This is a genomic window from Actinoallomurus acaciae, from assembly GCF_042429965.1.
In the GTDB taxonomy this organism is placed as follows: domain Bacteria; phylum Actinomycetota; class Actinomycetes; order Streptosporangiales; family Streptosporangiaceae; genus Actinoallomurus; species Actinoallomurus acaciae.
The window spans coordinates 1-10,574 of the sequence record NZ_JBHLZP010000289.1 but is presented as its reverse complement, the minus strand read 5'-3'; the positions used below and the strand labels follow the sequence as shown (position 1 = coordinate 10,574).

Annotated in this window: 13 protein-coding genes; 1 reads left to right on the top strand and 12 read right to left on the bottom strand. The window is 70.0% G+C overall.

From position 1 onward, the window contains the following. Positions 1-114 precede the first annotated feature (114 nt). The 3 genes from ACFFNX_RS30830 to ACFFNX_RS30820 form a co-directional block, all read right to left on the bottom strand. Complete coding sequence (locus tag ACFFNX_RS30830) at positions 115-633, bottom strand: hypothetical protein (protein ID WP_378209386.1); 519 nt, start codon at positions 631-633, stop codon at positions 115-117. After that, positions 615-1,307, bottom strand: a complete 693-nt coding sequence (locus tag ACFFNX_RS30825; protein WP_378209385.1) for a protein kinase domain-containing protein — start codon at positions 1,305-1,307, stop codon at positions 615-617. Before ACFFNX_RS30825 ends, ACFFNX_RS30830 begins: the two co-directional genes overlap by 19 nt. Positions 1,308-1,500: 193 nt before the next feature. After that, entirely contained in the window at positions 1,501-2,253 is a 753-nt protein-coding gene (locus ACFFNX_RS30820; protein WP_378209384.1) for an SDR family NAD(P)-dependent oxidoreductase, read from the bottom strand. Between the two features lie 143 nt (positions 2,254-2,396). On the opposite strand from ACFFNX_RS30820, the gene ACFFNX_RS30815 reads away from it, so the two are divergent. Next, positions 2,397-3,326, top strand: a complete 930-nt coding sequence (locus ACFFNX_RS30815; protein ID WP_378209383.1) for an AraC family transcriptional regulator — start codon at positions 2,397-2,399, stop codon at positions 3,324-3,326. 48 nt (positions 3,327-3,374) lie between these two features. Here ACFFNX_RS30815 and ACFFNX_RS30810 read toward each other — a convergent pair whose 3' ends face one another. The 9 genes from ACFFNX_RS30810 to ACFFNX_RS30770 form a co-directional block, all read right to left on the bottom strand. Further along, on the bottom strand, positions 3,375-4,337 hold the full coding sequence (locus tag ACFFNX_RS30810) for a PDR/VanB family oxidoreductase (RefSeq protein WP_378209382.1): 963 nt from the start codon (positions 4,335-4,337) through the stop codon (positions 3,375-3,377). Beyond that, on the bottom strand, positions 4,334-4,543 hold the full coding sequence (locus tag ACFFNX_RS30805; protein WP_378209381.1) for a hypothetical protein: 210 nt from the start codon (positions 4,541-4,543) through the stop codon (positions 4,334-4,336). Before ACFFNX_RS30805 ends, ACFFNX_RS30810 begins: the two co-directional genes overlap by 4 nt. After that, a complete protein-coding gene (locus ACFFNX_RS30800; protein WP_378209380.1) occupies positions 4,540-5,595 on the bottom strand; it encodes an aromatic ring-hydroxylating dioxygenase subunit alpha in 1,056 nt (351 codons plus the stop codon). Before ACFFNX_RS30800 ends, ACFFNX_RS30805 begins: the two co-directional genes overlap by 4 nt. Positions 5,596-5,653: 58 nt before the next feature. Next, on the bottom strand, positions 5,654-6,151 hold the full coding sequence (locus ACFFNX_RS30795) for a LeuD/DmdB family oxidoreductase small subunit (protein ID WP_378209379.1): 498 nt from the start codon (positions 6,149-6,151) through the stop codon (positions 5,654-5,656). Then, positions 6,148-7,401 carry a 3-isopropylmalate dehydratase large subunit gene (locus ACFFNX_RS30790; protein WP_378209378.1) on the bottom strand — a complete coding sequence of 418 codons (1,254 nt, stop codon included), beginning with the start codon at positions 7,399-7,401 and terminating at the stop codon, positions 6,148-6,150. The genes ACFFNX_RS30795 and ACFFNX_RS30790 overlap by 4 nt, the downstream gene beginning before the upstream one ends. After that, a complete protein-coding gene (locus ACFFNX_RS30785; RefSeq protein ID WP_378209377.1) occupies positions 7,398-8,696 on the bottom strand; it encodes an aconitase/3-isopropylmalate dehydratase large subunit family protein in 1,299 nt (432 codons plus the stop codon). Before ACFFNX_RS30785 ends, ACFFNX_RS30790 begins: the two co-directional genes overlap by 4 nt. After that, positions 8,693-9,214: a LeuD/DmdB family oxidoreductase small subunit gene (locus tag ACFFNX_RS30780; RefSeq protein ID WP_378209376.1), complete on the bottom strand. Its 522-nt coding sequence runs from the start codon at positions 9,212-9,214 to the stop codon at positions 8,693-8,695. Before ACFFNX_RS30780 ends, ACFFNX_RS30785 begins: the two co-directional genes overlap by 4 nt. Continuing rightward, a complete protein-coding gene (locus ACFFNX_RS30775; RefSeq protein WP_378209375.1) occupies positions 9,211-10,290 on the bottom strand; it encodes an ornithine cyclodeaminase family protein in 1,080 nt (359 codons plus the stop codon). The genes ACFFNX_RS30780 and ACFFNX_RS30775 overlap by 4 nt, the downstream gene beginning before the upstream one ends. Then, a partial coding sequence (locus ACFFNX_RS30770; protein WP_378209374.1) for a hypothetical protein occupies positions 10,287-10,574 on the bottom strand: 288 nt, incomplete at its 5' end. The genes ACFFNX_RS30770 and ACFFNX_RS30775, both read right to left, overlap by 4 nt.

The following is a 10,574-nucleotide window of genomic DNA, read 5'->3' as shown; positions in this document are numbered from 1 at the left end:
CACAGCACGCAGACACCACTTCCGACGACGGCTACACCTCCAGACGATCCAGATCTAGCTATGTAGTACTAGCCGGTTCGGCAAATATCGTGCGCGGCGCTCGTCAAGGGGACATCACCCCGCCCTCGGCAACCCGGCATGCAAGGTCGCCCGGACACGCCGACGCAGACACTTATCCCAGGGGTTCGGCGCGTGGTTGGGGTTGTCGTAGAGGTCGGCGAACTGCGTGAGTGCGGGGCGGAGGCGGTTCGTCTGGAGTGCCGACGGCGTGTTCTTCGAGGGCCCGTATATCCGGTACGTGCCGTCGTTCCGCTGGGACGCCTGGTAGGTGTCGAGCCATTTCTGGGAGGGGGCATGTCCTTCCCGGAACCTCACGATGAGCTCCGTTTCCGGGCCTTCCTCGAGAAGGCTGCCGTCCGCGTGCCGACGTGGTCCGCGGGTCTTTGGATCGGTCCGCGTGCCGCCTTCGACGGCGATGTGTTCGATGGTGTTCCAGCGGATGGTGAACGACATGGGCTGGTGCTTGTTCTCACGTGACATGCGCGTGATGGTGATGCCGTTCGGGTCGACCGTGACGACGTCGGGCCGCACACGCAGCCCGTCGAGGAACGCCTTCAGAGGCCAGACGCACATCCCGAGCACCGCACAGAACGCGGCCATCGCCAATACGCGCAGTAATCCCATGCCATGCCATTGGGCGGGAATTCTCTCCATCCCATGAATGCTCCCGCCATGGCCCATTCGACCATGAACCGCAGCACGCGGCCTGGCCGTTTGTAGCACGCGGTGATGGTCTCGCGTTTGGTGGGTGTGACGGTCACGGCGTCCGCGTGGGCCGCGGGCGCATCTTCAACGGCCGTGGTGCCGCCGCTGTCCGGGACCGTGACCTGGGACGGGGACAAGGGCGCCGCCGTAGCGCCGCCGTCAACGATCGCCCTGAGCGCCCCCAGCAGCGACAGGCCGATTCCCGCGACCTGCTCGACCGGCAGCCCCCGCCCGGCCGCCGCGTCCCGTAGCGACCGGCCCCGGACGAGTTCCATGACCATCCAGATCTCGCCGTCCGGCTCCTCGACAACGTCGTGGACACCGATGATCGCGGGATGCTCCAGCCCCGCCGCCGCGCGAGCCTCCCGCAGGAACCGGCTCCGCATCGCCGCCACATCGACGCCCGGTGTCCCGGCCGGGACCACGAGCCGCTTCACGGCGACGTGCCTGTGCAGCCGTCCGTCCCAGGCTCTCCAAACCGCTCCCATGCCACCGCGGCCGATCTCCTCATCGACCCGGTAGCGCCCGGCGATCTCCCGCATGCCACCTCGCGCCCGAAGACCGGAAGAACAACCACGTTCATATCAGGTCGCGGCCGCCAGACGCCTGCCTGAACCGCCTCGAATCCACCGGGCCCGGCTACCGGCCCGGCCAATGGCGCGCTGGGTGCGGTTGCGGTGCCCGCCATCAAGAACAGCGGCAGAGAACCTGGAACGCCTCAGAGGCCACGCCTGCTCAGATCTGGTTCGTGCCGCCGTCGACGTAGATGTTCGTGCCGACGACGTAGCTGCTCTGTTCCGAGGCCAGGAAGGCTATGACCGCGGCGGCCTCCTCGGGCCGACCCATGCGGCCCTTGGCCACGGTCGCGGCGACATTCTCCCTGACGGCCCGGGCGGTCTCCTCGCCGCCGAAGGCGGCGGTGCCCCCGGGAGTCTCGATCCATGCCGGCGAGACCACGTTGACCCGGATGCCACGCTCCTTGAGCTCGTTGGACCACGTCCGCGCGAAGGACCGGACGGCCGCCTTCGACGCCGCGTACGCGCCGAACGCCTCTACCCCACGGTCGCCGGCCGTCGAACCGACCAGGACGATCGAGGCTCCGTCGTTGAGCAGCGGCAACGCCTTCTGCACGGTGAACAGCGTGCCTCGGACGTTGACCGCGAAGGTCTGGTCGAAGTGCTCCTCGGTGGTCTGTTCCAGCGTCACGAACGCACCGATCGCCGCGTTCGCCACGAGCACGTCCAAACCCTCACCTCGCGCCCGGACCGCCTCATAGAGCCGGTCCAGGTCCTCCGGCTTCGAGATGTCGCCGACGACCGCGGTGGCCCGGTCTGCTCCGATGGTCTTGACGGCGGCCTCCAGTTCGGACTCGCGTCGGCCGGTGACGAACACGTACGCGCCCTCGTCCGCCAGCCGTACGGCGGTGGCCAGACCGATACCGGCGCTGCCCCCGGTGACCACCGACGTCCTGCCTTCCAGCTGTCCCATAAAGGTGTCTCCATCACTCTCTCGATGCCGCTCCGTTCGACATCGATACTGCGGGAGATCGGGGATACTATCCATGGCGCAGAGTCCGGATTTCTTTACGTATCGTCCAGGGGGTGTCGTCGGTGCTCGGCTTTCGGGATCCAGTGGCTGACGCGATCGGCCTGCTCCGTCCCCGTACGGTGATCGGGCCCAGCCTCCGGGCCGCGGGTGAGTGGGCGTTGCGCTTCGACACGTTCTTGCACGTGCGGATCGGCGGCCTCGTACGCGGCACGTGCTGGCTGATCCTCGAAGGGCACGAGCCGGTGCTCCTGCAGGAGGGTGACACCTTCATGCTGGGCAACCCGCCGCCCTACGTGCTCGCCGGCACGCTCGATGCGAGCCCACGCCCTGCGGGGCCGGTGCTGGCGGGGGCCGAAGACGGGTTCGTACGGATCGGCCCGGAGGCCGAGGAGGACCTCTACCTCTGCGTCGGGCACATCGCGTTCGACGACGGCAACGCGGCCCTCCTGACCGACCTCCTGCCGCCGCTCGTGATCGTCCGCGTGACCGATCCCCATGGCAGGCGGCTCGCGCAGCTGATCGATCTCCTGGCCACCGAGGTCGGGGTCGCCGCCGCCGGCGGCCCGCTGGTGCAGAACCACCTCGCACAGATCCTGCTCGTGCACATGCTGCGCGCTCACGCCGGTCAAACGGACCGGCCCACCGGCTGGCTGGGCGCCCTGAACGAGGATGGCATCGGTGCCGCCCTGCGCGCCGTGCACGCGGACGTGGCCCACTCCTGGAGCCTCAAGGAGCTCGCCGAGATCAGCCACATGTCGCGTTCCGCGTTCGCCCAGGCCTTCAAGAGCCACGTCGGGGTCCCGCCGTTGGAGTACCTGATCCAATGGCGCATGAGCCTCGCCCGCGACGCTCTCGCCCGCGACGCCCTGTCGATCTCCGAGCTCGCGCGGGCCACGGGCTACCTGTCCGAGAGCGCGTTCAGCACCGCGTTCCGCCGCGTGGTCGGCTCATCGCCCGCACAGTTCCGGAACCAGGCACGGCAGCCGGCGCGCCCGGCCGCGAACGGAAGCTGAGGTCTCCGTCTGGGGCTCGGTGGGTGCTCGAATGTGATGATCGGAAGGTCACAGGTCCAGGACCAGCCGGGATGACCGGGACCGTGACACGCAGATCATCATCGTGTCGCACGCGGCGCGTTCCTCCTCGGTGAGCAGCGAGTCGCGGTGCTCGGGCTCGCCCGCCAGCACCGCCGTTTCACAGGTGCCGCACGTTCCCTCGCGGCAGGACGACAGCACCGCGACGCCCGCCTCCTCCAGCGTCTCGAGGATCGAGTGTTCGGAGGTCACGGTGAGCGTCCGGCCGGACGACGCGAGGCTGATCTCGAACGTGGTCCGCAGGCCGGGGTCCTGCACCGGGGTGAACCGTTCGACGTGCAGGGATCCGGCCGGCCATGCCGCGCAGCGTGCCTCGACGGCGGCCAGCAGTGCCGCCGGCCCGCAGCAGTAGACGGCGGTGCCGGGCAGCGGCTCGGTGAGCAGGGAGTCCAGGTCGAGCAGGCCGGTCTCGTCCTGCGGGCACACCGTCACGCGGTCGCCGTAGGCGTGGCACAACTCGGTGCGGAAGGCCATCGAGTCCCGGCTGCGGCCGCCGTACACCAGGCGCCAGTCCGCCTCGCCGGCCTGCACGGCGGCGATCATGGGGATGAGCGGCGTGATCCCGATGCCGCCGGCGACGAACAGGTAACGGCCGGCCGGCCGCAACCGGAAGTTGTTCCGCGGGCCACGGATCGGCAGGACGTCGCCCTCGGCGAGGTCGTCGTGCACGGCGCGGGAACCGCCCCGGCCGGCCGGCTCGCGGAGTACCGCGACCTGCAGTGCGGACCGATCGGCCGGGTCGCCGCACAGGGAGTACTGCCGGACCAGTCCCGGCGCCACCGTGACGTCGATGTGCGCACCCGGCTCCCAGGACGGCACCGGCCCGGAGTCGGGGCGGCGCAGTGTCAGCCGTACGACGCCCTCGGCCACCGTCTCCTTCCGCGCCAGCGACAGCTCCATCTCGGTCTCTCCCGGCGCACCGCGAAGCGTCATCGCGTCCCCACGAGGCGCAGCGCCGCTTCGGGACCCGGCGCGTGGCCGTCGGGGTGGGCGAGCAGCCATTCCCACAGCTCGACCGGGTCCTCCGACTCGTGTTCGGCGCCGCAGTGGCAGACGCCGACGAGCCGGTCGGTGCCCAGTCTCCAGTGCACCCGGTAGACGCGGTCGCCGGCCAGCATGGCGGCACGATCGCCGCTCACGCAGGCTCCCGCACCCGCTCGCCGTCGGCCGCCATCCGCGCGAGGATGCGTCGCGCGGCCAGGCCGCCGGTGTCGATGTTGATGCTGAGCTCCTGGTACCCCTCGGCCTCACCGGCGATGACCTGTTCCAGGACGTTCAGCGCCGCCACGTCCTGCAGGACGACCGTGCGGTTGCCGTCCCGGAGGAAGTCCGAGACGGTGTCGTCGTCCGGCGCGAAGTCGCGGGCGACCGCCCAGAAGTCGTGTGTGCTGTGCTCGGTCTCCGGCGTGATCGCGTACACGACCTCGACGTGGAAGGCGTCGGGATCGGTGCCGTCCGCGTTCGGCAGCACCCCGGCCGGCGCGATGCGGCTGTGCAGCAGGTACAGGCAGGGAGGGTGGTACTCGATGTCCTGCCAGCGGGTGATCCGGCCCTTGATCCCGGTGGACTCGGCGTAGAACGGCGGGCATGCGGCGTCGGCCATGTGCCGGCTGACGTAGATGATCCCCTTCTCGTCGTCGACCTCGGTGGTGATGGGTGTCTCGGCCACCTCGGGTGTGCCGATGTGCCCGCCGTGCAGGTACGTCTCGTGGGACAGGTCGAGGAGGTTGTCGACCAGCAGCCCGTACCGCGCGGCGAGCGGCTCCATGCCGTGAACGGTCGTGTACGCGGCGTCGGCCAGCCACGGTGCCCGTGGGATCAGGTTCTCGTCGGCGCGTTCATGGTCGCCGATCCACACCCAGATGAACGAGTCGCGCTCGATGACCGGGTAGGAGGCCACCCGGGCGGTCCGCGGGATCCGCTTCTGACCGGGGACGAACACGCACGAGCCGGTCGTGTCGTAGGTGAAGCCGTGGTAGCCGCAGACGACGGTGTCGCCCTCCCGGCGGCTCTGTGACAGCGGGAAGCGGCGGTGCACACAGCGGTCCGCGAGGGCGACGGGTGAGCCGTCCTCGGCGCGGAAGAGCACCAGTGGCTCACCGAGGATCGTCCGGGCGAACAGGTCCGGCCCGATCTCGTCGGCGTAGGCGGCGACGTACCACTGGTCGCGTACGAAAGTCGAGGTCAACATCGGCAGCTCCTCGTGGAACGGAGGTCTCAACGGCGGAAGGGCCGCGAATCGGCGTGGTTCACGCGAACAGGTCGCTGCGGCGCGCGGCCAGTTTGATCAGTCCGCCGGCCGCCAGCATGTCGAGCAGGAACGGTTCGGCGGCCGCGCCTCGCGCGTTCCGCCCGGTCGTGAGGTCATCGAGGACGCCGCCCGCGACGTCGACGCGGATCCGGTGGCCGTCCTCGAGGAGGCCGGTCACCCCGGGGATCTCCAGCGCGGGCAGGCCGACCTCGAAGCAGTTCCGGTAGAAGGTGCGGGCGAATGTGTCCGCTACGACGCATCCGATGCCGGTGGCCTTGAGCGCCTTGGTGGCGATGGCCCGCCCGGAGGACTGGCCGAAGTGGCGGCCGGCGACGACGATGTCGCCGGGCCGGACCTGGAGCGGAAAGTCGGGGTTGAGGTCCTCCAGGACGTGCTTGGCCATCTCCTCCACCGGCTCGAACACGTACTGGGACTTGACCAGCCGGTCGGTGGGGATGTTGTCGCCGAACTTCCAGCATCGGCCTTCGAAGATCATGATTCCTCCCGCGCGGGACTGATGACTCCGGCCAGGGCGGACGCGGCGACCGTCTCGGCGGAGGCGAGGTACATCCGGGCGTCGGGGCTGCCGTTGCGGCCGGGAAAGTTGCGGGCGTGGGTGGAGATCATGGACTCGTCCGCGGCCATCGCGCCCATGTTGACGGCCTGGTTCGAACCTGTGCTCGGCGGGAACCACGTCGCGCCGGCCTGGTGCAGCGACGCCACGTGACCCTCCGCGAGAGCCTCGGCGAACACCGCTCGGCTGGACGGCACGATGTTGAAGCACACGTCCGGGTGGACGCGGCGTCCGGCCAGGGCGGCGGCCGCGACGCGGATGTCCTCCAGCCGTCCGCCGCCGTGGCCGCCCAGCTCCGCCCACCGCACCGGCTGCCCGGCGACCTTCTCGACCGGAGTGACGTTGCCGACCGTCGGCGGGCAGGCGACCTGCGGGGTGACCTCGCCGACGTCGAACCGCAGTACGCTCGCGGCCTCCCCGTCGTCGCCGCGTTCCAGCAGGTCCAAGGACATGCCCGGCAGCGTGCGGACGAACGCCTCGGTGACCTCGTCCGGCTCCACGTAGCCGCACTTGGCGCCGAGGTCGACGGTCAGCAGCGGAAACAGCCAGCGTTCCCAGAACGGCAGCGCGCGAACGTAGGGCCCGGCGAACTCCAGCGCCCGATAGTTCATCGCCCCCTCGCCGATCCGGCCGACCAGCCACAGCGCGACGTCACGTGGGCTCACGCCCGGTCGTGTCGTGCCGGACAACTCGATTCGCGTCGTCTCCGGCACCTTGAACCACGCCTTGCCGTACGGGAGTACGGTGCCGGCGTGGGAGTCGTTGCCGAGCGCCACGGCGAGAGCGCCGAGCGCTCCGTGCACCGGTGTGTGACTGTCCGAGCCGACGACGATCATCCCCGGCCGGATGTGCCCGTACCGTACGGCGGCGTGGTGCAGGTTGCCCGAGCCGCAGTCGTACAGGCTGATGCCATGCCGGGCGGCCCAGGCCCGGTTGTGCGACAGCACGGCGGCCTGCCGCTCGGTCGGCGGCGAGAAGTGGTGGTCGAAGACCATCACCACCCGCTCGGGGTCGGGGATCTTCCCGCCGACCTGCTCCTCGAAGACGCCCGAGGTCAGGTAGCCGCTGAGGTCGTGCATGATCAGCCGGTCGACCTTGGCGATGACGATCTCGCCGGGCCGCACCTGCGGCCGTCCGCTCGCGCGGGCCAGGATCTTCTCGACGAGGTTCATCGCATCGCTCCCGCGGGCGTCAGGACCTCGCGCGGATCGGTGATCACGCCGCGGATCGCCGAGGCGGCGGCCGTGGCCGGGCTGCTCAGATAGATCCTGGACTCATACGATCCCATCCGGCCCTGGAAGTTGCGGTTCGCCGTCGACAGCGTCGTCTCGCCGTCCGCCATCGCGCCGCCGTTGCCCGCGCAGGCCCCGCAGCCGGGATTGGTGATCATCGCGCCGGCGTTGATCAGCGTGGCGAGCACGCCGGTCTCGGACGCGCGGGTCATGATCTTGCCGGACGCGGGGGTGACGATCAGCCGTACGCCGTCGGACACCCGGTTTCCGGCCAGCACCTCGGCGGCGATCGCCAGGTCGTCGTACTTGGCGTTCGCGCACGAGCCGATGAACACCTGGTCGAGGCGGGTACCGGCGACCTCCTCGACGGGGACCACGTTGTCGACCGTGTGCGGAACCGCGATCTGGGGACTCAGCGACGAGCCGTCCAGTCGTACGGTGCGCTGGTAGACCGCGCCCGCGTCGGGCAGCAGCACGGTCAGCTCCCCCCGGTCCACGCCGGTGTCGTCGAGGTAGCGCAGCGTCGTCTCGTCCGGAGCGACGTAGGCGTTCTTGGCACCCATCTCCATCGCCAGGTTGCAGAAGGTCATGCGTTCCGACACCGACAGCGCCTCGGTGTAGGCCCCGCCGAACTCGGCCGAGCAGTAGGTGAGGCCGTCGGCGCCCAGGTCGCCGATGAGCTTCAGCATCACGTCCTTGGCGTAGGTGCCCGGCGGCAGTTCGCCGTCGATCTCGATCCGTACGGACTCGGGCACCTTGACCCACAGCCTTCCGGTCACCCAGGCCGCGGTGATCTCGCTGAACCCGACCCCGGTGCCGAACGCGCCGAGCGCGCCGTAGATGGTCGAGTGCGAGTCGGTGCCGATGATGAACTCACCCGGCCGTACGAGGCCGTTCTCCATCAGCACGATGTGCGCGATGCCGGCGTTGACGTCGAAGAAGTGTTTCACCCCCATCCGGCGCGCGAAGTCACGGCACAGGGCGTGGTCGGCGGCGGTCTTGGCGGTCATGGCGGGGGAGAGGTGGTCCATGACCATCGCGACGCGGTCGACGTCGTACAGCGTCTCGACGCCCATCTTCTCCAGCGTGCGGATACACCGCCAGCTCGCCGTGTGGCTCATGTACAGGTCGGGGTAGGCGTCGACGATCTGCCCGGGTCGCAGGCCCGTCTCTCCCGAAGCCCGTTCGATGGCCTTCTGCGCGAAGGTCCGGGCGGTCTCGTCCGGATGGCTCACTTCGCACCTCCGTTCGCGTTCTGTCGCATGAGGTGCGGGATCAGCCCGCCGTCCTCGAGAATGTCGCGCAGTCCTTGGGGGTAGGGGGCGAAGGCGAACGTCTCGCCGTTCACCTCGACCTCGCCCGCGTCGTAGTCCACGAACAGCCGATCTCCGGCTCCGTCCTCCTTCACCGCCGCGACGGCGGCCGGGCACTCGACCGCCACCAGTCCGGTGTTGATGGCGTTGCGGAAGAACACCCGCGAGAACGACGCGGCCACGACGGCCTTGATGCCGGCGCCGATCAGGCAGGTGGCGGCCTGTTCACGTGCGCTGCCGCAGCCGAAGTTGCGCCCGGCGACGACGACGTCGCCGGCCCGCAGGCGCCGCTGCGTCTCCGGTCCGTACGGCTCGAAGGCGTGCTCGGCGAGTTCGGCCGGGTCGATGCTGATGAGGTATCTGCCGGGGATGATGACGTCGGTGTTGATGTTGTCGCCGAAGGCGACGACCCGGCCGCCGACGCGATGTGTGCCGGTCATGGGCTGGTCTCCTCCAAGAACAGGTCGGTCGGCACGATGTGGCCCAGGCCGCGTTCCTCGGCCAGCCGCAGCACGCGGGCGCAGACCGCGGCGAACTGCACGCCCATGCCGGTGTTGTTGGCGAACACCGTGATGTCCTCGGGCCGGTCCCGTCCGGGTGCGCCGCCGAGCAGCACTTCGCCGAGCTCGCGGATGTCCTCCCATGCCATGCGGCCGCGTTCGACCGGGCCGAGGATGTCGAACTGCCTGTCGTGGTGGACCTGCTCGCGGGAGAGGACGACGATCCGGGCGGCCCGGTCGTAGGTACGGTCGTCCAGCTCTCGCCGCGTGGCCGTGCCGTCCGGGTTGGTGATGCAGGTGACGTGGGTGCCCGGGTCGATCCAGTCGCCGTCGAAGCAGGGGTCCATGGCCGCCGTCGCGCAGGTGACCACCTGACAGCCGGTCACCGCGTCACGTGGATGGTCGACCGCGACGATCTTCCGGCCGGTACGCTCGCTCCACTCACGCGCGAACGCCTCGCGGTTCTCGCGTGTCGGGCTGTAGATCCGCACCTCCTCGATGCCCGGTCGCACCAGTAGCAGGCATTCCAGATGCGCGCCCGCCTGCCAGCCCGAGCCGAACATCCCCGCCACGGTGACGTCCGGATTCGCCATTTCGCGGATGCCCAACGCGGACGTCGCGCCGACGCGCATCTTCTGGATCACGCTGTCGTGCAGGATCGCGAGCGGTTCGACGGTGGTGAGGCTGTAGAGCGTCACCAGGCCGACGTATCTGCCGCCGGGCGCGGCCGGGAGCAGGCGACGGCGCTGCACTCCGCTCGGCAGCGTCTCCACGCCGGCGATGTCGGACGTGATGCGCAGCGCCCACACGCCGCTGGAGACGTTGCCGCCCTCCTGGGACTTGAAGCGGTAGCGGAAGCCGGGATGCCGGGCGTCCTCGACCGGGAAGTAGGTGTGGTTGCGCGGGCGGTTCGCGCCCATGCCCTGGGCCAGTTCGGCGTAGGCGGTCTCCAGGGCCGCCATGCACTCCCCGGCCGTCAGGACCTGCTCGATGTCGGCGTTGGACAGTATCCTCATCGCGCCGCTCCCTCGGAGGTGAGCCGCTGAGCGCCGGCCCCGCCGACCCGTACGGTCTCGGCCGCCGCCAGGTAGCCGCCGCCGGCGAAGACGACCTCGACGACGACCGCGCCGATCGCGCCCTCGGCCAACCGGGCGTCGCTCCGCCGGTATTCGCCGAACGTCGCAAGGTCGGCCTGGTCGATCCAGCGCACGTCCACATGCGCGTCCGCGGGCAGGGCCGCGATCGCCGGAACGGCCGCCGTGGCCAGGTCGCACGCCGACGGGCCCGCGGCGGCCGGAGA

Bases quoted from the DNA above. Each gene is read 5' to 3' on its own strand.
- ACFFNX_RS30830 (WP_378209386.1), bottom strand. From the start codon at position 633: ATGTGCGTCTGGCCTCTGAAGGCGTTCCTCGACGGGCTGCGTGTGCGG.
- ACFFNX_RS30825 (WP_378209385.1), bottom strand. From the start codon at position 1,307: ATGCGGGAGATCGCCGGGCGCTACCGGGTCGATGAGGAGATCGGCCGC.
- ACFFNX_RS30820 (WP_378209384.1), bottom strand. From the start codon at position 2,253: ATGGGACAGCTGGAAGGCAGGACGTCGGTGGTCACCGGGGGCAGCGCC.
- ACFFNX_RS30810 (WP_378209382.1), bottom strand. From the start codon at position 4,337: ATGACGCTTCGCGGTGCGCCGGGAGAGACCGAGATGGAGCTGTCGCTG.
- ACFFNX_RS30800 (WP_378209380.1), bottom strand. From the start codon at position 5,595: ATGTTGACCTCGACTTTCGTACGCGACCAGTGGTACGTCGCCGCCTAC.
- ACFFNX_RS30795 (WP_378209379.1), bottom strand. From the start codon at position 6,151: ATGATCTTCGAAGGCCGATGCTGGAAGTTCGGCGACAACATCCCCACC.
- ACFFNX_RS30790 (WP_378209378.1), bottom strand. From the start codon at position 7,401: ATGAACCTCGTCGAGAAGATCCTGGCCCGCGCGAGCGGACGGCCGCAG.
- ACFFNX_RS30780 (WP_378209376.1), bottom strand. From the start codon at position 9,214: ATGACCGGCACACATCGCGTCGGCGGCCGGGTCGTCGCCTTCGGCGAC.
- ACFFNX_RS30775 (WP_378209375.1), bottom strand. From the start codon at position 10,290: ATGAGGATACTGTCCAACGCCGACATCGAGCAGGTCCTGACGGCCGGG.